This window comes from Cytobacillus oceanisediminis, assembly GCF_007830235.1.
Taxonomy (GTDB): domain Bacteria; phylum Bacillota; class Bacilli; order Bacillales; family Cytobacillaceae; genus Cytobacillus; species Cytobacillus oceanisediminis.
Map to the genome: position 1 here is coordinate 412511 of NZ_VLKI01000003.1, position 22432 is coordinate 434942.

The following is a 22432-nucleotide window of genomic DNA, read 5'->3' on the forward strand; positions in this document are numbered from 1 at the left end:
TTGGTGAAATTCCAAAGCCGACAGTGAAAGTCTGGATGGGAGAAGGAATGATTAGCAGTTTGCGTTTAAAAAAGAAATGTTTAAACGCTTATTTCGTCATGTGATTTTTATGCCCCGTAGCACCTTGGTGTACGGGGTTTTGCCGTTTTTAAATAGTTAATTGCTTAACTGGAGAAAAAATTAAGGAAGGAGGCTGAATATAAGTTGCTCGATATTGATTATATGAAATTAGCCTTAAGCTTGGCAGCTGCAACGAAAGGGCAAACAAGCCCGAATCCCCAGGTGGGAGCTGTGGTTGTTAAAAATGGCGAAATACTCGGGATGGGCGCTCACCTTAAAGCAGGTACTCCCCATGCAGAAGTCCATGCTATTGCTGCAGCTGGCGAAAATGCCAGAGGAGCTGATATTTATGTTACGCTCGAGCCGTGCAGCCATTTTGGAAGGACACCGCCGTGTGCTGATTTAATTATTAACTCAGGCATTAAAAGGGTATTTATCGCTTCTGTGGACCCAAATCCGCTTGTGGCGGGTAAAGGTATCGCCAGGATGCAAGAGGCTGGCATAGAAGTTGTTACCGGTCTTTTACAACAAGAAGCAGACGCTCTCAATGAACCGTTTTTTCATTTTATAAAAACAAAGACACCATACGTAACGATTAAAGCAGCCTCGTCATTTGATGGGAAAACGGCTGCAAAAACAGGTGACAGCAAATGGATTACCTCTCCAGAATCCAGGCAGGATGTCCACCGGCTACGGCATGAACATGACGCAATATTGACAGGTGTAAATACCATCATTCACGATAATCCCCTTCTTACCGCCAGGCTGCCCCAAGGCGGACGAAATCCCATTCGAATCGTTTTAGATACAAATTTAAGAATCCCGGCCGACTCCAATGTCATTCGTGATCAGGCTGTGAAAACCATTATTTATACAGGGTCCGAAATAGACAAATCAAAGGCTGAAGATATTAAAAGCTTTGGCGTTGAGATTTTCTCTTTTCCTTCCAGGCATGTTCCTATAGTTGATGTTTTAAAAGATTTGGGAGAAAGAGGCATAATGACTCTTTTTGTTGAAGGAGGTTCAGAAATCCACGCTTCATTTATAAAAAACAGTGCTTTTCAGCAAATTATACTTTATATGGCTCCCAAAATAATAGGAGGAAATGAAGCAATTCCTTTTGTAGGTGGAAGTGGAGCTGATTATGTAAAAGAAGCGCCTCGCCTGGAATTTTTAAAAGTTGAAAGGATAGGCGGCGACCTAAAAATTATAGCAAAACCTTTAAGGGAGGAGGCAACCGATTAATGTTTACAGGAATTATTGAAGAGCTTGGCACTGTAAAAAAAGTAGTGCAGCAGGGGAAAGCGATGAAACTGGCCATTCATGCCTCTAAAATATTAACAGATCTTCAATTGGGAGACAGTATAGCCGTAAATGGCGTGTGCTTGACAGTAACGGAATTTACAAAGGATGGATTTTCGGCTGATGTAATGCCGGAAACATTCAAAAGTACCTCCCTATCAGCCATTAAGGAACGAACAAAAGTTAACTTGGAGCGGGCGATGTCAGCCAATGGCCGATTTGGCGGGCATTTTGTGACAGGCCATGTAGATGGCACCGGCAAGATAATGAAAAAATCAGCGAGTGAAAATGCGATCTATATTCAGATTTCGGTTCCGCCGGAGTTGAGCCACTTGCTTGTCATGAAAGGATCCATTGCCGTGGACGGCATCTCCCTGACTGTCTTTGGCAACGAGGAGAATACAGTTACGGTATCAATCATCCCGCATACGGCCAGTGAGACGGTTCTAGGCTTCAAAAGTGTGGGAGATGTCGTCAATCTTGAGTTTGATATGCTTGCCAAATACCTGTATTCCTTTATGAATAAACAGCAGGAACATGCCGCGCCCAAAAAAGGAATATCAGAGCAATTTTTGCAGGAAAACGGCTTCTTATAAAACCTAGCAAGCAGAAGGAGGGGGCAGTGATATGTTCAGTGAAATTAAAGATGCTTTAGAAGATTTAAAAGCAGGAAAAGTCATTATTGTCTGTGACGATGAAGATAGGGAAAATGAAGGCGACTTTCTGGCTATCGCCGAATATGTGAAGCCTGATACAATCAATTTCATGGCCAAAGAAGGAAGAGGTTTGATTTGCGCTCCCATAACCGAGGAATTGGCTGAAAAGCTGGAATTGAATCCAATGGTGGAAGTGAATACTGATAGTCATGGAACAGCCTTTACTGTAAGCATTGACCATGTGAAAACCACAACAGGAATCAGTGCGTTTGAGCGTGCTTTTACAATAAAGGAAATGCTAGAAGAAGATGTTGAGCCTTCTGACTTTTCCCGTCCAGGACATGTCTTTCCGTTAGTAGCGAAAAAAGGCGGAGTTCTAAGGCGTGCAGGCCATACAGAGGCTGCTGTAGATCTTGCCCGTCTTGCCGGTGCTAAACCAGCCGGGATTATTTGTGAAATTATGAAAGATGACGGAACAATGGCAAGAGTGGATGATCTTGAAAAAGTGGCAGAAAAGTTTGAGTTAAAAATGATTACCATTCAGCAATTGATTGAATATCGATTGAAGCATGATTCGATTGTGAAAAGAGAAGTGGAAATCCAGCTGCCAACAGAGTTTGGGGATTTTAGAGCTGTAGGCTATACAAACACTGTCGATGGAAAAGACCATGTTGCTTTGGTTAAGGGGGAAATCGACGAAGATGAACCTGTTTTGCTGCGGGTCCATTCGGAGTGCCTTACTGGCGATGTCTTCGGTTCTAACCGCTGTGATTGCGGGCCTCAGCTTGAAGCGGCCTTAACGCAGATTGAAAAAGAAGGCAGAGGGATTCTTCTTTATATGAGACAGGAAGGACGGGGCATCGGCCTGATTAATAAAATGAAAGCCTATAAGCTTCAAGAAGAGGGCTATGATACAGTCGAAGCTAACCATAAGCTGGGCTTCAAGGATGACCTCCGTGATTATGGAGTCGGAGCTCAAATTCTTAGAGATTTAGGCGTAAAAAAAATGCGGCTTTTAACGAATAATCCGCGAAAAATAGCAGGTTTGGGAGGCTACGGGTTAGAGGTAGCCGAACGCGTTCCGCTGCAAATGCCTGCCAAAACAGAGAATGAAAATTACTTAAAAACGAAAAAGTCCAAGCTCGGACACTTATTACAATTTTAAGGGAGCGATAAAGAGATGAAAAAAGTAATTGAGGGACATTTGGTAGGAACAGGATTAAAAATGGCTATTGTGGTTTCACGTTTTAATGAATTTATTACAGGCAAGCTTTTGAGCGGAGCAGAAGATGCGCTTAAGCGCCATGGTGTAAATGAAGAAGATGTAACAGTTGTTTGGGTTCCAGGTGCATTTGAAATTCCGCTTGCAGCCAAGAAGCTATCGGAATCAGGTAAATATGATGCCGTTATTACACTTGGAACAGTAATCCGTGGAGCGACACCACACTTTGATTATGTCAGCGGTGAAGTGGCAAAAGGAGTAGCTTCTACTGCTATGCAAAGCGGAGTACCTGTAATATTTGGCGTTCTGACAACCGATACAATTGAACAGGCGATTGAACGTGCAGGAACAAAAGCCGGAAATAAAGGCTGGGAAGCAGCTGCAGGTGCCATTGAAATGGGCAACCTTTATAAACAATTATCGCAGATTAACGGGTAGTAATCCCCCCGCATTTACGCTTGAAGAAAAACAAAGAAGGATAAACGAGGAAAACTTCCCGTATAGGCCAGACTTTCAGAACTCAGACTAAAGGCGCCACGTCCTCCCAAAAGCTGCCGTAGCTTTCCTTGTCCTGTGGCAAATTCTGAGTTACCCTGCCTCTTGCGGGACTCAACTTACCATCAGTGGGATAAAGCTACCACTGATGGAAGTTTCACTTTATTTGAATAGACGTCTGACCTTTCTATTGGCAGACAGCTTATTTTTTGTTAAAATACTGTCTTGTGGCTCACCTGATATTTCAGGCTCCTCTTTGGTGTGAAGAGAGCAGCTTATCGGGGAGAGCGGGTAGGGAGAGGGCTAATTGAATAGATAGGTAGTATATATGAACAAGTGGTTTAACCACCTTTTTCAACTCGATTCAAATGGGACAACTGTAAAAAGGGAGGTAATGGCTGGAGCTATCGGCTTTTTTACGATTGTCTATATCATTGCTGTTAACTCTCTGATTCTCTCAGAAGCAGGAATACCTTTGGAAGCCGCTATTCTGGCTACGATTTTGACGTCGGTTGCCGGTTGTCTTATTATGGGATTCTGGGCGAATGTTCCGATCCTCCTTGTGCCTGGAATGGGGATAAATGCTTTATTCTCATACACAATGGTCCAATCCATGGATCTTTCCTGGCAGGAAGCATTGGCTGTTGTCTTTATTTCCGGTCTTATCTTTGTATTCGTGGCCTTTTCGCGTTTCGCAAAGACTTTAAGTGAATCAATTCCACAATCACTCAAAGAAGCGATCACGGTGGGATTGGGACTTTTCTTAATGCTGATCGGACTTGAAAAAGGCGGAATCGTTGAAAAAGGTACAAACTCCATCATTGCTCTTGGAGAACTTGGAGATCCGCACGTACTGGCAACCATTTTAACCTTCTTGCTTGCAATCATTTTATTTATGCGAAACGTACCTGGCAACTTTTTAATTACGGTTGTAGCAGGCACAATAATTGCATGGGCTTTTGGCCTGATAGAAGTGCAAAGTTCAGAGGGAAAATCGTTCTCGATTTCAGATTATATGGAAGTCTTCGGAGCGATGTCATTTGAAAATGTTCTTTCCATTACTTTCTGGATTGCTGTGTTTTCTTTGACAATGGTGCTCGTATTTGAAAATATCGGATTGGTTCATGGGCATGTAGGCTTTATCAAGAGACCAGAACAGTTTACTCGCGCCTTTCAGGCAAACTCGGTTTCAGCGTTATTATCCGGTATTTTTGGAACAAGCCCGACAGTTTCGACAGTGGAAAGTGCAGCTAGCATGGCAGCAGGAGGCCGGACTGGATTGACTACCGTAACAACAGGTTTGTTGTTTCTGGTATCGGCATTCTTTATCCCAGTCATAAAGCTGATTCCTAATAGCGCAATTGCCCCCATTTTAATCATCATTGGCGGTTTAATGCTGCAAAATATCCGCCATTTGGATTTAAAAGATTTAAGTGAAAGCTTTCCGGCATTCTTCATTATTGCTATGATCCCTTTCACATACAGCATTGCAGATGGCATAGCAATTGGTTTTATCCTATATCCAATTCTTAAAATTTCGATTGGACGAGCAAAGGAAGTCTCTGTTTCGCTATATGTAATTGCTGTGCTTTTCTTGTTTAACTTTGTTTTTCATGTCATTAGTTAATATAGTGAAAGGATGCCTGAAAAAGGGCATCCTTTTTTCATGCTTTGCTGACTATAGAGTCCTCAGCTCCTTCGGATAAAAATGTTCTTTCCTTAGTGACATAATGTGAGCTTTTTCCAGTGAAAAAAGAATTATTTTTGCGAAAGATCATATTTTTTTGTTATTCCAACAAGTTTCGACAGAAATATAAAAGCTTTTTGGATAGAATGAGAATACAAAAATACGGCAATAGTTAGTTTCCGGAGGTATGAGGATGGAAGTATTTGTTGCGCGGCAGCCCATATTTAATGTAAAAGAAGAGGTTTTTGGTTATGAACTTCTTTACAGAAACAATCAGGATAATGCTTTTCCAGACATAAATGGAGACCAGGCAACAGCGGAGGTCATTATTAATAGCTTTTTGAATATTGGAATTGACCAATTGTCAGATGGCAAGCCATGCTTTATAAATTTCACCGAAAAATTGCTTAAATTGAGGCTGCCTACATTTTTCAGGCCCAGGGAAATCGTTGTTGAAATCCTGGAAACTGTTGAACCCAGCGAGGAACTAATTCACGTATGCAAGGACCTGAAAGGGCTTGGCTACAAAATTGCACTTGATGATTTTGTGATTAATGAAGGCAATCCCTATGCAAGCAGGCTTATAAAGTATGCAGACATTATTAAGGTGGACTTTCTCCATACTCCGAAAAATATACGTGAAAGAATTGAAATGCTCGTTAAAAAGCTGAATATTAAAATGGTCGCTGAAAAGGTTGAAACAAGAGAGGAATACGAGGAAGCGAGAAAAAAAGGCTATGATTATTTTCAAGGTTATTTCTTTTCCAAGCCTGTTATCTTGTCAACACATGATGTACCTGCTTATTTTCACTCTTTCTATGAAATGATTCAAACCCTCTCCAGCGCAGAACCAAACCTTGATCGTATTACAGAGTTAATTGAAAGAGATATCTCACTTTCATATAAACTGCTAAAATTAATAAACTCGCCAACATACAAGCCAAAGCAAAAGATTAATTCGATCCGTCAGGCGATTGTTCTTCTTGGACTGATTGAACTCGAAAAATGGATTTATGTATTGGCTGTAAGGGAAACAACCAGCCAAAAATCAGAAATGGCTGAAGAAACAATAAGATTATCTATGACCCGAGCGAAAATGTGCGAGGAAATTGAAAGGCTAAAATCAGGTGAAAACCCTTTATCCAGCTATTTTATGACAGGAATGTTTTCATTGATGGATTCACTATTAAGTATTCCGATGAATCAAATTTTGGCAGGCCTTCCTCTGCAGGATGATATTTGCGAAGCCCTAAACGGAAGGGACAATATGCTAAAAGAGGTTCTTGACCTTGCGGTTGCTGTGGAGAAAGCACAATGGGGCACAATCAGTGAAAAATGCAAGAAGCTGAATATTGATGAAAAAGATCTTTTTAAAATTTATGCTGAATCATTGAATTGGTCCAATAAATTGCTTAACCCGGAAAATATCTTTCAATAATGGACTGCCTGCACTGGCCTATCTGCAGGCTTTTTTTCATATGGCTATGCTCAATGTTGATTTTAGCACTGAGTTGATTAGAGCGGATGGAGTGACTCTTCGAAAATACATTCGCATTTCCTTCGTCGGTGTTTATTCGAGGATGCTTATTCAATGTCCTGTGGGTAAAGCGTATCTAAAAGAGACCCGGCAGGTGAGTTATGCACCGAGGAGCCTCGGACCGCCCGCGGTTTGCTGAGCTCCCTGGGATGCAGCGGAAGAATCTTATTCTCCAAATAGTATATTATAAATATAATATAGAAAACTATTATTGAATAATAAATGATTTTATGGCACTCTTACTATAAGTTATTTGAAATTGTTTGGAGGTTTTACTGTGAAGATCGACCTTATTAAATGCCACGGCTCAGGAAATGACTTCTTTATTATAGATGAAATATCCAACACTTATGATTTTACTGAAGAACAGCGTGCCGTGCTGGCAAAGGCGTTGTGTGACCGCAGCACTGACCTCGGTGCTGATGGTATTCTCTATGTATTGAAAAGTGAAAAGGCAGACGCAAGGATGAGGGTATTCAATCCGGACGGCTCTGAAGCTTCCATGTGCGGAAATGGGCTGCGCTGTGTTGCCCGTTATGTATGTGAACTTTTTGGTTTGAAGGAAGCGATCATTGAGACAATGAAAGCGGATCTGCAGGTGAAAAAGCAGGAAGATATTTTTGAAGAAATTCCTACTTACCTGGTAGAAATTTCACCGGTGTCTTTTAACTTGGAGGACCTGCCGCTTAACCTTGAAATAGAAACACTAATAAATGAAAAAATCAGCAAAATCTCTGAGGAATTAACTTTTACAGCTTTAGCAGTCCCGAATCCCCATTTTGTTTCAATTGTTGATAAGGAGCATATTTCCTCTGATTTGCAAAAGAATATAAGCGAATACTTGAACGGACCGAATGAATTCTTCCCTGATGGTGTGAATGTCAGTTTTGTAAAACCGCTAAAAAAAGGCCATATTTATGTCCGGACATTTGAACGCGGCGTTGGTTTTACCAATGCATGCGGGACGGCAATGTCCGCTTCAACTCTAGTTACATGCATGAATGGCCTAAATGAAATAGGGGAACCCGTTGAAGTTTATAATAACGGCGGAAAAGTGCGCTGTGTCGTTCATGAGAAAAATGGAAGGCAGTATATTGACTTAATCGGGAATGCCAGCTATGTATACCGCTCTGAAGCAGATGTGAATATGGAAAATCCGGCTGAATTTACCCTGTCGCCTAAAGTGGAATTCGCTGATGAAATAAAACAGTATGCAAAGCTTCAGGAATATGCACAGCAATTTTTAAAAGAATGGATGTAGGATAAGGCGGAAGCCTTATCCTTTTTTTAGCTATGTTTGACTTTAATAACATACTAAAGCGATAATGGATTTTTTTAATTATGATCTTGCTGAAACTAAATGGGTTGGCTTTATGCCAAGTCTTTCTAATGCTGCTGTTTTAAAAAGTCGAGCACCGGCGAGAACTTCTGTACATTTTTTGTCTGGAAATAGGAGTGGAAGGGGTCCCCGCCACTGTTTATCCGTTTCAATAGATTGGGTATTTGGAATTTTTCCATCGTTAACCTCTCGTTTACCTCTTCCCAAAATAAAGGGGTGGCGACTGTCGCCGCTTTATTTCCTCTGGCTGAATATGGCGCGATGATTGTCTTTCCTTCCGCATGCTGTATATAATCCACATAAAGGCGGCCGCCCCGATTTTTCTTCATTCGTTCAGTTGTAAAAGAATCCGGATCTTTGGACACAAGATATTCTGCTATAAATTTAGTGAACAGGCGCGTTTCATTAAAGGAATACGTATTCTCAGGCAAGGGAATATAAATCTGCAGTCCTTTATTGCCTGATGTTTTGACAAAGCTAATCAGCTCCAAGTGATCAAGCACCTCTCTAATATATAAAGCGGCTTTAATTGCAAGGGGAAACGCATCCCTTGAAGGAGGATCCAAATCAAATACGATCTCGCTGGGCCCTTTGCTGTGAATTGTTTTAAATGGAATATGGTATTCAAATGCCAGCTGGTTCCCTAGCCAAAGAAGAGTCTTTAGATTGTTGCAGACAATATAGTTAATGCCCTCAGACATTTTTGTTTCCACGAAATCCGGCGCGTAATCCGGGCAGTTTTTCTGGTAAAAAGGTTCTCCAAAAATGCCATGCGGGTAACGGATGACGGTTAGCAGCCGGTTTTTTAAAAATGGGAGTATATAAGGAGCGATCTCCCGCAAAAAATGAATATAATCGATTTTTTGAACAGAAGGAGTTTCCCACAAAGGCTTGTCGGGATGTGTGATATCTATTTCTGGCGGCAGGTTTTTTTGATGCTGTATAAATTTATCATACGTACAATCATCAGGCTTAAGATCAAATCGGAATTGGTGGAAGTGGGGTTCGCGCATTTGTTCTTCATAGATCTCCAGGTATTTTACTTCCACGCAAATTGCCGGTTCAACGTAAATATATCGGCTGTCTTCATCTGTTTTATTATCTTTGATTATTTGGAACAAGGCTTGTTTTTCATCAGGTTTTAAGCCGAAGATAAAGTGCCCGATAGGATAGATTTTTTCACCTTGAAATACGCCTGCATAAAAGTAGCCATTTGATTTTTCGTAGGCGGTAATGAAGCAGGATACATACTTCCAATTTTTAAATTTTAGCCATAAAGATGATCTTTTGCCTTCTTCCCATTGATTTTTCGTCTGTTTTGCCACTATTCCCTCGCCGTCGTGAAGGACAACCTTTTCCCAAAGTTCGTTAAAGCTTCGATAATTAGGGATTAATTGGATGAGTTTAGGATTGGTCTCATCAGGTTTCAATGGCAAATCACAATCTTTAAAAAGGGCCTCGAGTTCCCCTTTTCTGAGAAGATACTCTTTATTGCTGATTTTTTTGCCTTTTATCATCAGGACATCAAAAATAAGAAGGCGGCAAGGAGCAGATTTAGCTTTTTCAGCTATCTTCTTTTCCGATCTCATTCTCCCTCTAACCTGAATTGAACCAAAATGAGCTTTATAGGCGTTCTCTAAATAGACCAGTTCTCCATCTAATGTTAGCGGAAGAAATGGCTCTAACTTTTCTTTGTTTTGTTCCAAAAATGCTTTTATTTCAGGGAATAAGTCTAATAATGGTTTATCATTTCTGCTGGTCAGGCTGATTTCCTGACCCCAATGCAGAATAGCCCTGAATCCGTCATACTTGGCTTCAAACAGCCACTCCTCGCCTTCGGGTACATCAAAAGTTAATGTAGGAAGCATTGGTCTCATTGGGGTTGGCCTCCTTGCCGATAGTCCACTTTAGTTTTACCTTTTCCCGCAAAAACTACTCTGTTTCCAATTCTTTAAGGGTATGTGCGAATTTGTTAAAACACAAATTAAGAGTACATATAACATAATAAGAATGGAGTTTTACTATGCATACAATGTGGAAAGGAAGCATCAGCTTTGGGCTTGTTAATATTCCGATCAAGCTTCATGCGGCTACAGAGGATAAAGATATAAAGCTGAGAAATCTTCATAAAGAATGCCATTCACCAATTAAGTATGAGAAGACATGTCCTGTTTGCGAAGTGGAAATTAAAAATGAGGATATCGTCAAAGCGTATGAATACACAAAAGGAAAATTTGTGGTTTTAGAGGATGAGGATCTCGAAAAGCTTAAACAGGAAAATGAAGACAAGGCCGTTGAGATTATGGATTTTGTTAAAATCCAGGAAATTGATCCGATTTATTTTAACCGTACGTATTATATGTCTCCAGGAGATGGAGGAGGAAAAGCCTATTCACTATTAAGAAAAGCGCTAGAGGATTCCGAAAAGGTCGGTTTGGCAAAAATCATCATCCGTTCAAAGGAACAGCTGGCGGTTGTCCGCGTATATGAAAATACCCTTGTTATGGAAACAATCCATTATCCGGATGAAGTGCGCAAAGCGGCAGATGTTCCAAATGTACCTGCAGAAGATAAAGTAACCGATAAAGAAATCGAAACTGCGATCATGCTGATTGACCAGTTAACTTCCGACTTCAAGCCTGAAAAATATAATGATGATTACCGGACTGCGCTTCTTGAACTCATCGAAGCGAAGCGGACTGGAAAAGAAATCGTTACACCTGTTGAAAAAGAACCAGCCGCCAATGTTACTGACCTTATGGCTGCCCTGCAGGCATCCATTGATAAAACAAAGCCGGCCGAAAAAGAAACACCGAAAAAACCGGCAGCTAAAAAGAAACGCGCTACAGCAAAGACAAAAGTGAAAAAACAAGCTTAATTCAGTAGGATACCCGCATGGGATAGATCTGAACCGGTTTTACTTTAAGTAAAATCGGTTTTTTTATATTTTTAAATACCGGAACGTAAGCATTATTTGTCCTCGTAGAACAGAAAAAAAGAAGCTAAACGGAACTAAAGGGCGCGAATAGTGCCCGGGGAATCGAAAAAGGGAAGCTGAAGGGAGTTAAAGGCCGCGAATAGTGCCCGTGGAATCGAAAAAAAGAAGCTGAAGGAGTTAATCATCGTGATTAATGCCATTGAAAAGTAGTGAAGGTCAAATGAGTTAATCCTCAAATAAATACAAATTCTTTTTCTTCTTATAAAAATCCAAAATCACGTTCACTTTCCCCGAATTTGTGGTAATCCTATAACTAAAAAGGATTTGTGTGTATGAGTTGGAAGGCGTTAACCTTAAAAAATATTACCTATATTGCATCGGCAGCGGCTATTCTTGGCGTGTTTTTGTTTCTTTTTATTGAGATTGTTGATGAATTGCGAGAGAAAGAGCTCGTCCGTTTTGATGAGCGGGTGATTAACTATGTTCAAGCTTTTATATCTCCGCGACTTACGGAGTTCATGCAAGTGATTACTTTCCTGGGCTCTGTAAATTGGCTGGCTTTTGCTGTCATTATAGCAGCAGTCCTGCTGTTTATTTTTAAAAAGCGCTCTTTAGCACTCTTTATGGTTATTTCATCGGGAGTTGGCGCGCTTTTCAATATATTATTAAAGTGGATTTTTAAAAGGGAGCGCCCGGATATTAGGCCATTGATTGAGGAACAGGGATTCAGCTTTCCGAGTGGTCATTCGATGGGTTCGTTCATCTTTTACGGTTCACTTGCATATATGATTGTTCATCTGGCAAAGAAAAGAAGATGGAAGACTGCGTGGGTATTGCTGCTTGGATTTTTTATTGTTTCAATCGGGTTAAGCCGTATCTATTTAGGTGTCCATTTTCCAAGTGATGTGATTGCAGGTTTTGCTGCAGGCGGTGTATGGCTGACGATTATGATATTAGGATTTCGTTATTATGAGTTCCGCAAAAATTTGTAATAAGTATTGAGAATTGTCCACTTTCCTTATAACATAGGGAGAATAACGGAAACGGGAGTGGAAAAAATGAATCAAAAGATTTTGCCTGCTTCTTCAAACATGAAAGAGTTTGAAAAGTTCCTGAAATGCCCTTATGAAATAGGGGTTTTTCTGGACATGCATATCTCTCAGCTGAAGCATGTTTCACAGATGGCAAAAGAACACCAGAAAAAAATGATCTATCATGTGGATCTGATTCACGGAATTAAGAGCGATGATTATGCAACTGAATACATATGCCAGGAATTTAAGCCGTACGGATTAATCTCCACCAAGTCCAGCGTAATCCTTAAAGCGAAGCAAAAAGGGGTTATCGCGGTCCAGAGAATTTTCCTGATTGATTCGCATGCTCTAGAAAAGAGCTATAAACTGATAGAAAAAACAAAACCCGATTATATAGAAGTTTTACCGGGTGCTATGCCTTGGATGATAAAAGAAGTGAATGAACGCTTGAATACGCCAATTTTTGCCGGCGGTCTAATCCGTTCAAGGGAAGAAGTATTGAACGCTCTTGATGCTGGAGCTGCGGCAATTACTACATCCAAGATGGATTTATGGGAAATCTTCTCATGAACACAACCTGAAATTATATTTCACGAAAAAAGATTGACAACGTTTTCATTGGCTTGTATACTCTATTTAACAAGTTAATTCACGTGTCGGAGATTAGGAGATTCACACAGTTTAACCTTTCAGGGTTTATTCTGTCGTGGATCTCCTTTTTTTTTTTCGATGCACTCAATATTGGAAAGGGGATTTTAAAATGTCTGCTTTTATGGGAGAGGTAATTGGGACAATGATTTTGATTCTATTTGGAGGAGGCGTTGTAGCTGGAGCGAATTTAAAAAAGACCTTCTCATTTAATGGCGGGTGGATTGTCATCACCATTGCATGGGGGCTCGCGGTTACAATGGGTGTTTTTGCAGTCGGATCCATAAGTGGTGCACATTTAAATCCGGCTGTAACGATTGGTTTAGCGCTTAATGGCGATTTTCCTTGGCCAGATGTGCCTGGCTATATCATCGCCCAGCTGATTGGCGGCTTTTTAGGTGGCGTTCTTGTCTTCCTGCACTACCTGCCGCATTGGAAAGAAACCGAAGATCAAGGTGCGAAGCTTGCTGTCTTTTCTACTAGCCCTGCAATTCCGCATACTTTTTCAAATCTATTAAGTGAAATCATTGGTACATTTATTCTTGTATTAGGCTTGATGTTTATAGGAGCCAATCAATTTACTGAAGGATTAAACCCTATTGCTGTCGGCCTCCTTATTGTCGTTATCGGCATGTCCCTTGGAGGAACTACAGGTTATGCAATCAACCCGGCACGTGATCTAGGCCCCCGCATTGCCCATTTCCTGCTGCCGATTCCGGGCAAAGGAAAATCCAATTGGGGATATGCGTGGGTGCCTGTCGTCGGTCCGGTCCTTGGAGGTGCACTTGGCTCTGTGTTCTACCAATTTATGTTCGCAGGAAAGACTTCCGGTATGTTATGGGGAGTGCTAGCTGTTAATATAATAGTATTAATTCTTTCATATACTTTAGGAAAAAAGCAGCCTGGAGAAATGGATTCTTCGAAAGTGGCAGCATAAAGCATAGCATATACAAGAATTGGGGGAGCTTTAAATGGAAAAATATATTTTATCTTTAGACCAGGGAACTACTAGTTCACGTGCGATTCTATTCAATAAAAAAGGTGAAATTGTGCATACTGCGCAAAAAGAATTCACTCAGCATTTTCCCAAGCCAGGCTGGGTAGAGCATAATGCCAATGAAATATGGGGTTCTATTTTATCTGTTATCGCTGGCGTCCTTTCAGAATCTGGAGTCAAACCTGAACAGATTGCCGGCATCGGTATCACCAACCAGCGTGAAACAACGGTTGTATGGGATAAGGAAACAGGTGCTCCGGTTTATAACGCTATCGTATGGCAATCGCGGCAAACAAGCGGCATTTGCGACGATCTGAAGGAAAAGGGATATAACGATTTATTCCGCAAAAAAACCGGGCTTCTAATTGATGCTTACTTTTCTGGCACAAAAATAAAGTGGATTTTGGATCATGTTGAAGGAGCGCGCGAAAAAGCTGAACAGGGAAAATTATTATTTGGAACCATTGACACTTGGCTTATTTGGAAGCTATCAGGCGGTAAAGTGCATGTAACCGATTATTCCAATGCTTCCCGTACGCTTATGTTCAACATCCATGATCTAAAATGGGATGAAGAGCTGCTTGATATTTTAGCGGTTCCAAAATTAATGCTTCCGGAAGTGAAGCCTTCCTCTGAAGTTTATGCGCATACGGTTGATTATCACTTCTTTGGGAAGGAAGTTCCCATTGCGGGGGCAGCCGGAGACCAGCAGGCTGCGTTATTCGGACAAGCGTGCTTTGATAAAGGGATGGCCAAAAACACATACGGAACAGGCTGTTTTATGCTTATGAATACTGGTGAAAAAGCGGTCCGCTCGGAACATGGCCTGCTAACCACCATTGCGTGGGGGCTTGACGGAAAAATCGAATATGCACTGGAGGGCAGCATTTTTGTTGCAGGTTCTGCTATTCAATGGCTCCGGGATGGAATGAGAATGCTAAAGGATGCAAAAGACAGCGAGAGCTATGCAAAAAAAGTGGACTCCACGGACGGTGTGTACGTAGTGCCTGCGTTTGTGGGACTTGGAACACCGTACTGGGATAGTGATGTACGAGGTGCGGTATTTGGAGTGACACGCGGTACGTCCAAAGAGCATTTTATCCGGGCCACTCTTGAATCCCTCGCTTACCAGACTAAAGATGTTTTATCCGCGATGGAAGCGGATTCAGGCATTGAATTAAAAACGCTCCGCGTAGATGGGGGAGCAGTTAAAAACAACTTCTTAATGGAGTTCCAGTCTGATATTCTGAATGTTCCTGTTGAAAGGCCGACTATTAATGAAACCACTGCCCTGGGAGCTGCCTACCTTGCAGGTCTGGCTGTCGGCTATTGGAATTCCCAGGAAGAAATCGCTGAGCAATGGGCAATTGACAAATCATTTAGTCCATCAATGGCGGAGGAAGTCCGTACTGACCTTTATGGAGGATGGAAAAAAGCAGTCGAGGCCGCGATCGCTTTTAAATAAAGGATAGGTTAAAGCGAAATACTGATTTTGGCATTCAGTTGATTGGAGGGGAAGGCGCGAGATCAACGAAAATGCATTCGCATTTTCTTCGGGCGGTACCTATTCAGGATGCTTATTCAATGTCCTGTCGGAAGAGTGAGTCAAAGGTAGACCCCACAGGCACGTCATGCGCCGAGGAGCGTCGGACCCGCCCGCGGTTTGCTGAGCGCCTGAAGGGGAAGTCAACAGGCAAGTTTAACGGACCCCAAATAAAAGTACCCAAATAGACCACTTTATGTTATAATGAAATCAAGTTAATAGTTCGGCAGGAGATGCGGAGAGACCACAAAATCATTATCGGCTAATCGATAATGTATTTTGTGGTCTCTTTTTTATTCCCTGCAAATAAAGGGTAGTAAGACAAAAAGCTAGCCTTTTCATTAAGGAGGAGACAGCAATGACATTTTCAAATTTAAATCGTAATCACATGATAAATAAACTGACTTCCGAAAAATTCGATGTGCTGGTCATCGGTGGCGGTATTACCGGAGCGGGCATTGCCCTTGATGCGGCAACGCGGGGAATGAAGACAGCACTTGTGGAAATGCAGGATTTTGCGGCAGGAACCTCCAGCCGCTCCACCAAACTCGTTCATGGCGGTTTAAGGTATTTAAAACAATTTGAAGTAAAAATGGTTGCGGAAGTCGGTAAAGAGCGTGCAATCGTTTATGAAAACGGACCGCATGTCACCACGCCTGAATGGATGCTGCTTCCAATGCATAAGGGCGGTACTTTCGGTAAATTCAGCACCTCAATCGGCTTAAGGGTTTACGACTTTTTGGCAGGCGTTAAAAAGTCTGAACGCAGAAGCATGCTATCTGTTCATGAAACTTTGGCCAAAGAGCCGCTTGTTAAAAAAGACGGATTAAAAGGCGGCGGTTATTATGTGGAATATCGGACAGATGATGCGCGATTAACGATTGAAGTAATGAAAGCTGCTGCTGAAAAAGGCGCCTTGCCTGTTAACTATTTGAAAGTTGAAAAGCTTTTATATGACGAAGAGGGTAAAGTATGCGGTGTTTTAGCTGCAGATCAGCTTACAGGCAAACAGCATGAAATAAAAGCAAGAAAAACCGTCAATGCAGCTGGTCCCTGGGTTGACTCCATCCGTGAGAAAGATGGTTCCAGGAGCGGAAAAACATTGCGTCTGACAAAAGGAGTACATCTTGTAATAGACCAGTCGAAATTCCCTTTGAAACAGGCAGTATATTTTGACACACCGGATAAAAGGATGGTTTTTGCTATACCAAGAGATGGAAAAACCTATGTGGGCACAACGGATACTTTTTATGATTCAGACCCGGTTAACCCGAAAATGATGACAAGTGACAGAACATACATCATAAATGCAATCAATTTTATGTTCCCTTCTGTAAAGGTTACAGTAGATGATATTGAATCCAGTTGGGCTGGTGTTCGTCCGCTTATATGGGAAGAGGGAAAAGATCCTTCTGAAATATCCCGCAAGGATGAAATCTGGGAATCAGAAACAGGCTTGCTTACAATCGCAGGCGGCAAGCTGACGGGCTATCGTAAAATGGCCGAGACTATTGTCGATCTGCTTGCGGACAAATTTAAACAGGAATTGAATCAAACATACAGCAGCAGTGTCACGAAGAATCTGCCTATTTCCGGGGGGAATGTCGGGGGCTCAGTTAAATTTAAAGAATTCATTGATTTCCAGACAGATAAAGGGGCAGCTATGGGCTTAACAAACGAAGAATCCTCTCTCCTTGTTCGTATGTACGGTTCAAATGTACCAATCCTATTTAATATGATTAAGGAAAAAAGAAGCGAAGAAAAGGATTTTTGCCTGCCAACTGTATTATGGGCAAAGCTGAAATATGCGATTGAACATGAAATGGCAGCAACGCCAGTCGATTTCTTTAACCGCAGAACAGGTGCTCTTCTCTTTGACATCGAAACTGTAAGGACTTATCAAGACCAAGTTATAGATTATATGGCCGATTCCTTTAAATGGGAATTATCCGAAAAAAAGAATTTTAAACACCAGCTAAACCAGGAAATCAGATTTGCTGCAATTCCGGCAGATCAAAACTAAAACTCTCCTTTTGGGGAGTTTTTTCTTTCTCTCTTTTAAACTTACCTGTTGATTTCCGATCCAGGGACTCAGCGAACTGCGGGCGTTCCGGAAGCCTCCTCGGCGCATTCACGCCTGCAGGTTCTCCCTTTGACTCGCTCCTCCCGCTGGAGTCCCGCCCCTTCCACTCCAATCAAAAGTGTACCATAATCAACAATAAGCTTTAATATAGCCTTTTCTTTAAAGAGGAAAACAACATTCTTTAACAAAATGTACATTCCTGCGGCATATTATAGACTAGATAAGTTATGGAGGTGGCCTATGCATAATGTTCTGATGTTTGTTGACTCGGGAGTCGATGATTCACTTGCGCTAATGTATGCCCTTCAGCATCCGGATATAAATGTTGTTGGCGTAGTTAGTGCATATGGAAACATCACGAAAGAGCAATCAATCAATAATACTGCCTATTTACTGAAGCTTGCCGGCAGGGAGGACATCCCTGTCATCGCAGGGGCCAGTGGGCCGCTGTCAGGGGAGACAGCTGTTTTCTATCCCGAAATTCACGGGGAGGAAGGGCTTGGCCCTATACAGCCGCCAGAGGATTTTGAGGGCTTGGATGTATTTGATATCAATAAAGTTATACAGATAGTAAATGAATATAAAAATAATCTCGTAATTGTAGGATTGGGAAGACAAACGGATCTGGCCTTGCCGCTGATACTTTATGGAAAAGATGCCTATAAGAACGTAAATGCCCTTTATTTAATGGGCGGTGCATTTCTTGTACCCGGAAATGTCACAGCAGAGGCAGAGGCAAATTTTTATGCAGATCCAATTGCTGCAAATTCAGTTTTGGAAAAGGCAAAAAACATATATCTTTTTCCATTAAACGTGACTAATAAAGCCGTGATTCGTCCCGAAACCATCAATTTTGTGGCCAATAATACCCAATCACCCTTTAAAGAGTTAATTAAGCCGGCCTATGACTATTACTATGAAGCATATAAAAAACTAGTTCCAGGAATAGAGGGGGCACCGCTGCATGATGTTCTGGTGTTAAGTGTGCTAACGAATCCTGATATGGTTAAGTATATCCCGAGAAGGGTTACAGTTGAGCTTTTTGGAAGAGCCAAAGGAAAAAGCATAGCAGACTTTAGGCCGAAACCTGAGGAAGAACCGCCTGAAACACTTGATAACATTGCGATTGAACTAGACGTGGAAAGATTTGTGATGGATTTTATGGAGGTGTTCCTTTTCCAAACCAATACGAACAACAAAAGCCTTTAACCATCTTAAGGGCTTTTTTATTCTTATGAAGGGAATTAGCCCCTAAGTATAGAAATAGTAGGAAACCATTTGCAAATAAGGAGAGCTCATCATGAATGATATTCTTGTTTTGGGCGGCACACAATTTTTTGGAAAAAAGCTTGTTGAAAAGCTGCTACTAGAAGGGAAAAAGGTAACAATAGCTACCCGAGGACTTACAAAAGATCCATTCGGTGACAAAGTTGAGCGTTTAATTATAGACAGGGAAAATATCAAATCACAGCGTGCTGCTTTTTCGGGGAGGAAATGGAATGTTGTGTATGACCAATCCTGTTTCTCCCCGCAAGAAGCGAAGGCCACTGCAGAGGCTTTAGATGGAAAGGTGGCACATTATATCTTTACCTCCTCAATGGCTGTCTACGATTTTGGGACATTGCATAAAGAAGGCATTTTAAGCCGGAACAATTTTCTTTTACATATAGACCAAGAAATGCTTATAAAGGGTATGAAGGCTATCAGGAAGCCAAGCGTGCTGGGGAAGCAGTCCTATTTGATTACCCGGGGTTTCAATCATCTTCAGCAAGATTTCCGATCGTAATCGGAACGGATGATTATACAAACCGCCTGAAGTTTCATGTTGAAAAAATCAGGAACGGGCAGCCAATAGGAATTCATGAACCTGAAGCCAGATATAGCTTTATATTATCTGATGAAGCAGCAGATTTTCTATACAGGGTTGGTGAGACGGGGCTTACCGGAGCCTTAAATCCAGGAAGCGAAGGAGATATCTCGTTAAGCGAGTTCCTTAGTAAAATTGAAGAAATAACAGGCAATAGTAACAGATGAGATAGAAGCAAATAATGCTTCGCCATATGCTCTGCCTGGTTCTTGGTCGATTAATACAGAACGGGTGAAAAGCTTGGGATTTACCTTTTCCGATTTACATGAAATTTTTCATAACTTAATCCGATTCTATTAAACAAACTAAGAAAAATAAAAAATGTCCTTTAGGTTTGTTAATGATTAATATGAAAGAAAATCCATTTAGTTTCACTAAAAATCAACAAAAGCGGAGGCTCTTAACTTTGCTGAAAAGTAAAAAAATTAACCGAATTCTTTCCATAATAGGCATGATCATGGCCATCGCCATTGCTTACAGTGTTCTAGTTTATTTAAACAAGGAACAGAATACAGCGCGGGTGCAAAAAAGTTCCAAAACTGCAGAAATGGCTGAACAGGACTTGATGTACAGTGATTTAGGGGATTTTATTGCCTCAAACCATACATTTTATAATGAAACCCTTGGATGGGGCAGAGATCGTTTTGTCAGTTGGTCTAAACAGCGGAAACAAGCTGAATTAATTGCAAACTCGCTAAAGAGCCTTTCAGCGGAAAATGAAGATTTGCAGCAGGATTTGAACATGATCGGCAATTTGGCAGAAAAGGTCCAGGGAGGCACGAAGGATAAGGAAGCCCTTATTAAGCTCCATCGCTTTTTTCATGATCTTGATATTGATTATAACGACTATAAGGATACAACCGATTACTTTGATGTAACGGAGTATAAAGGGGAAGGTTGAGAGGCATAACAGTTTTAGAATGATTCAAATGGTGACAAGTTTTTTGTCTTGACAGAACAAAATTTATGAGGTAGTATAGGTATTGAAGTATTTGAGGTACAATTTTGAAGTCGTGAATTCACTTGAATGTCGGCGCGCCATTGCTCCTTCATTTTGTGTGGAAGTCCGGCTTTTTGTTATGTTTAATGCTCTTTAGGATTTTGAAAGAGTAGGCATGTGTTTGTAATTAAGAAATAATTTGTGTGGACGGCTATATGTCGAATTTCTTCTTAATCATCTTCTATAAACCAGACACTTCTCCGTTTTTTACTTCAGTAAGTTTCTTACCATTTTAATTAATTGAAATCTCAGAGAGCATCGATTCGGATAATAATCCGATATACCTGATTCCCGCTGGCGCGGTCTAGGAGCCGCAAGGATGGAAGAGAGGAAGGGCTTTCATTGTTTTAGGTCATAATTAAATAACTCAAATATATCATTATTAAGGACAGCATTGTTACTGCTGTCCTTTTTTATTCTTTTTTTACTTTAAACACGAACGTTTTTGGTAAAAAAACTTGAAACATATGTTTTTTATGGTATGATGACATTATTAGAATAAGAAACCAAATCGCAGTGACTGACGACAATGCGGAATTAACCGCTGGGGAGCTGCGTCTATGTATAGCCGGTCGTCTGGGCAGAGATAAGGGGTTCCCTTGTCTCTTTTTTCATAATTAAATGGAGAAGCCCGTCTGCCTTATTATGCGCTTTTCCATATCTGGAGGGATATGCATGGAAAATAAGCTTATACTTGATGGAAACGTTGTCGCAAATCATGTGAAGGTACAATTGAAAGGCAAAATCGCCGAATTGAAATTGAGCGGTGTACAGCCCTGCCTGGCAACCATTCTGGTGGGGGATGACCCATCATCGGAAACATATGTCAAAATGAAAGGCAATGCCTGTGAAAAGCTCGGAATTATTTCCAAGCGTATTCATCTTTCAAAGGATATTGCAACTGAGGAACTTCTTAAGACTATAGCGGAATTAAATGAAGATCCGGCTGTGCATGGAATACTCCTGCAGCATCCAGTGCCTGGTCATATTGATGAACGCCAAGCATTTGAAGCGATTGCTATCGAAAAAGATGTTGACGGTGTTACTAGTTTGGGGTTCGGACAAACCGCCTTCGGATTTGGCGAATACCCTTCCTGTACGCCGGCGGCTATTTTAGAAATTATGGACTACTACAAGCTTGGTGCAGATGGACTGCATGCAGTTGTTGTAGGCAGAAGCCCGATTCTGGGGAAGCCTGTCTCTGCGCTTCTTCTTAATCGCAACGCTACCGTGACAACATGCCATTCCCATACCCGAAACTTGCCGCAAATCCTTCAGCAGGCTGATATCGTTATAGCTGCTGTCGGCAAACCTAACTTCATAAAAGGTGAGTGGATCAAAGAAGGAGCCATAATCCTCGATGCTGGCTATAACAAAGGAAACATAGGCGATGTTGAATACGTGAGCTGCCACCAGAAAGCTTTTGCTATAACTCCAGTTCCAGGCGGAGTAGGACCGGTTACCATTTCCATGCTTTTAAAGCATACAGTCCAGGCGGCTGAAAAGGCGAGAAAAAAGAAGGAAGACGCAAATAGTCAATTTGTCACTATTTGAAAATGATCGCTTAAAAGATTGACTTATGACTATGCGTCGTTTATTATTAGGTTAACGCTGTAAAGTTCGTTATATACTTTTTGGATAAGTAGTCGTAGCTGCAAAGAAATGTAGGCGATCGTTCATCCTCATTTCTGGCGGCTGCGACTTTTTTATGTTTAAGTTTATATGGTACATTATAGTGAAAAACAATTTTTCAGGAGGCAACACAAATGAACACAGGTAAAGTAAAATGGTTTAATGCAGAAAAAGGTTTTGGATTCATCGAATCTTCAGAAGGTCAAGATGTATTCGTACACTTCTCCGCTATCCAAACTGAAGGTTTCAAAACTTTAGAAGAGGGCCAAGACGTAACTTTCGAAATCGTTGAAGGTAACCGTGGACCTCAAGCTGCAAACGTAACAAAAGCATAATCTTGCTTAAAATGAGGTGATGCATGTCTAATCATGCATCACCTTTTTACGTTATTT

The 22432-nt window shown here is 41.3% G+C and carries 19 protein-coding genes and 1 riboswitch; of the genes, 18 read left to right on the forward strand and 1 reads right to left on the reverse strand.

Annotation, left to right across the window (positions count from 1 at the left end):
- Nucleotides 1–204: 204 nt before the first annotated feature.
- From ribD to dapF, 7 genes are all read left to right on the forward strand, one after another.
- Nucleotides 205–1305 (forward strand): bifunctional diaminohydroxyphosphoribosylaminopyrimidine deaminase/5-amino-6-(5-phosphoribosylamino)uracil reductase RibD, encoded by a 1101-nt coding sequence (gene ribD / locus IQ19_RS08515; protein WP_144541908.1) that lies wholly within the window; start codon nt 205–207, stop codon nt 1303–1305.
- Complete coding sequence (ribE, locus tag IQ19_RS08520) at nt 1305–1958, forward strand: riboflavin synthase (protein WP_144541910.1); 654 nt, start codon at nt 1305–1307, stop codon at nt 1956–1958. Before ribD ends, ribE begins: the two co-directional genes overlap by 1 nt.
- Before the next feature lie 31 nt (nt 1959–1989).
- Entirely contained in the window at nt 1990–3183 is a 1194-nt protein-coding gene (locus IQ19_RS08525) for a bifunctional 3,4-dihydroxy-2-butanone-4-phosphate synthase/GTP cyclohydrolase II (RefSeq protein ID WP_144541912.1), read from the forward strand.
- 15 nt (nt 3184–3198) lie between these two features.
- Nucleotides 3199–3678 (forward strand): 6,7-dimethyl-8-ribityllumazine synthase, encoded by a 480-nt coding sequence (gene ribH / locus IQ19_RS08530; protein WP_144541914.1) that lies wholly within the window; start codon nt 3199–3201, stop codon nt 3676–3678.
- Nucleotides 3679–4063: 385 nt separating this feature from the next.
- Nucleotides 4064–5362 (forward strand): NCS2 family permease, encoded by a 1299-nt coding sequence (locus tag IQ19_RS08535; RefSeq protein ID WP_144541916.1) that lies wholly within the window; start codon nt 4064–4066, stop codon nt 5360–5362.
- A 253-nt stretch (nt 5363–5615) separates the two neighbouring features.
- On the forward strand, nt 5616–6860 hold the full coding sequence (locus IQ19_RS08540) for an EAL and HDOD domain-containing protein (RefSeq protein ID WP_144541918.1): 1245 nt from the start codon (nt 5616–5618) through the stop codon (nt 6858–6860).
- A 376-nt stretch (nt 6861–7236) separates the two neighbouring features.
- Nucleotides 7237–8220 carry a diaminopimelate epimerase gene (gene dapF, locus IQ19_RS08545; protein ID WP_144541920.1) on the forward strand — a complete coding sequence of 328 codons (984 nt, stop codon included), beginning with the start codon at nt 7237–7239 and terminating at the stop codon, nt 8218–8220.
- A gap of 125 nt (nt 8221–8345) precedes the next feature.
- On the opposite strand, the gene IQ19_RS08550 is transcribed toward dapF, so the two are convergent.
- Complete coding sequence (locus IQ19_RS08550) at nt 8346–10175, reverse strand: DNA ligase D (protein WP_144541922.1); 1830 nt, start codon at nt 10173–10175, stop codon at nt 8346–8348.
- A 146-nt stretch (nt 10176–10321) separates the two neighbouring features.
- On the opposite strand from IQ19_RS08550, the gene ku reads away from it, so the two are divergent.
- From ku to IQ19_RS08605, 11 genes are all read left to right on the forward strand, one after another.
- A complete protein-coding gene (ku, locus tag IQ19_RS08555) occupies nt 10322–11176 on the forward strand; it encodes a non-homologous end joining protein Ku (protein WP_144541924.1) in 855 nt (284 codons plus the stop codon).
- A gap of 392 nt (nt 11177–11568) precedes the next feature.
- Nucleotides 11569–12228 carry a phosphatase PAP2 family protein gene (locus IQ19_RS08560; protein ID WP_144541926.1) on the forward strand — a complete coding sequence of 220 codons (660 nt, stop codon included), beginning with the start codon at nt 11569–11571 and terminating at the stop codon, nt 12226–12228.
- Between the two features lie 66 nt (nt 12229–12294).
- Complete coding sequence (locus IQ19_RS08565) at nt 12295–12840, forward strand: glycerol-3-phosphate responsive antiterminator (protein ID WP_144541928.1); 546 nt, start codon at nt 12295–12297, stop codon at nt 12838–12840.
- 190 nt (nt 12841–13030) lie between these two features.
- A complete protein-coding gene (locus IQ19_RS08570; RefSeq protein ID WP_144541930.1) occupies nt 13031–13855 on the forward strand; it encodes an MIP/aquaporin family protein in 825 nt (274 codons plus the stop codon).
- Between the two features lie 34 nt (nt 13856–13889).
- Nucleotides 13890–15380 (forward strand): glycerol kinase GlpK, encoded by a 1491-nt coding sequence (gene glpK / locus IQ19_RS08575; protein ID WP_144541932.1) that lies wholly within the window; start codon nt 13890–13892, stop codon nt 15378–15380.
- A 436-nt stretch (nt 15381–15816) separates the two neighbouring features.
- Nucleotides 15817–17481 (forward strand): glycerol-3-phosphate dehydrogenase/oxidase, encoded by a 1665-nt coding sequence (locus IQ19_RS08580; protein WP_144541934.1) that lies wholly within the window; start codon nt 15817–15819, stop codon nt 17479–17481.
- A gap of 300 nt (nt 17482–17781) precedes the next feature.
- Nucleotides 17782–18750 (forward strand): nucleoside hydrolase, encoded by a 969-nt coding sequence (locus IQ19_RS08585; protein ID WP_144541936.1) that lies wholly within the window; start codon nt 17782–17784, stop codon nt 18748–18750.
- A 91-nt stretch (nt 18751–18841) separates the two neighbouring features.
- Complete coding sequence (locus IQ19_RS08590) at nt 18842–19327, forward strand: Rossmann-fold NAD(P)-binding domain-containing protein (RefSeq protein ID WP_144541938.1); 486 nt, start codon at nt 18842–18844, stop codon at nt 19325–19327.
- 487 nt (nt 19328–19814) lie between these two features.
- Nucleotides 19815–20309 carry a hypothetical protein gene (locus tag IQ19_RS08595; RefSeq protein ID WP_144541940.1) on the forward strand — a complete coding sequence of 165 codons (495 nt, stop codon included), beginning with the start codon at nt 19815–19817 and terminating at the stop codon, nt 20307–20309.
- A gap of 605 nt (nt 20310–20914) precedes the next feature.
- Nucleotides 20915–20997, forward strand: a riboswitch (ZMP/ZTP riboswitch).
- 86 nt (nt 20998–21083) lie between these two features.
- Entirely contained in the window at nt 21084–21962 is an 879-nt protein-coding gene (locus IQ19_RS08600) for a bifunctional 5,10-methylenetetrahydrofolate dehydrogenase/5,10-methenyltetrahydrofolate cyclohydrolase (protein ID WP_144541942.1), read from the forward strand.
- A 212-nt stretch (nt 21963–22174) separates the two neighbouring features.
- Nucleotides 22175–22375, forward strand: a complete 201-nt coding sequence (locus IQ19_RS08605; protein ID WP_009332508.1) for a cold-shock protein — start codon at nt 22175–22177, stop codon at nt 22373–22375.
- Nucleotides 22376–22432 lie beyond the last annotated feature (57 nt).

Bases quoted from the DNA above. Each gene is read 5' to 3' on its own strand.
- IQ19_RS08605 (WP_009332508.1), top strand. From the start codon at position 22,175: ATGAACACAGGTAAAGTAAAATGGTTTAATGCAGAAAAAGGTTTTGGA.
- ribE (WP_144541910.1), top strand. From the start codon at position 1,305: ATGTTTACAGGAATTATTGAAGAGCTTGGCACTGTAAAAAAAGTAGTG.
- IQ19_RS08550 (WP_144541922.1), bottom strand. From the start codon at position 10,175: ATGAGACCAATGCTTCCTACATTAACTTTTGATGTACCCGAAGGCGAG.
- IQ19_RS08580 (WP_144541934.1), top strand. From the start codon at position 15,817: ATGACATTTTCAAATTTAAATCGTAATCACATGATAAATAAACTGACT.
- ku (WP_144541924.1), top strand. From the start codon at position 10,322: ATGCATACAATGTGGAAAGGAAGCATCAGCTTTGGGCTTGTTAATATT.
- IQ19_RS08570 (WP_144541930.1), top strand. From the start codon at position 13,031: ATGTCTGCTTTTATGGGAGAGGTAATTGGGACAATGATTTTGATTCTA.
- IQ19_RS08565 (WP_144541928.1), top strand. From the start codon at position 12,295: ATGAATCAAAAGATTTTGCCTGCTTCTTCAAACATGAAAGAGTTTGAA.
- IQ19_RS08540 (WP_144541918.1), top strand. From the start codon at position 5,616: ATGGAAGTATTTGTTGCGCGGCAGCCCATATTTAATGTAAAAGAAGAG.
- IQ19_RS08560 (WP_144541926.1), top strand. From the start codon at position 11,569: ATGAGTTGGAAGGCGTTAACCTTAAAAAATATTACCTATATTGCATCG.
- IQ19_RS08590 (WP_144541938.1), top strand. From the start codon at position 18,842: ATGAATGATATTCTTGTTTTGGGCGGCACACAATTTTTTGGAAAAAAG.
- IQ19_RS08585 (WP_144541936.1), top strand. From the start codon at position 17,782: ATGCATAATGTTCTGATGTTTGTTGACTCGGGAGTCGATGATTCACTT.
- IQ19_RS08525 (WP_144541912.1), top strand. From the start codon at position 1,990: ATGTTCAGTGAAATTAAAGATGCTTTAGAAGATTTAAAAGCAGGAAAA.
- glpK (WP_144541932.1), top strand. From the start codon at position 13,890: ATGGAAAAATATATTTTATCTTTAGACCAGGGAACTACTAGTTCACGT.
- ribH (WP_144541914.1), top strand. From the start codon at position 3,199: ATGAAAAAAGTAATTGAGGGACATTTGGTAGGAACAGGATTAAAAATG.
- IQ19_RS08600 (WP_144541942.1), top strand. From the start codon at position 21,084: ATGGAAAATAAGCTTATACTTGATGGAAACGTTGTCGCAAATCATGTG.
- IQ19_RS08535 (WP_144541916.1), top strand. From the start codon at position 4,064: ATGAACAAGTGGTTTAACCACCTTTTTCAACTCGATTCAAATGGGACA.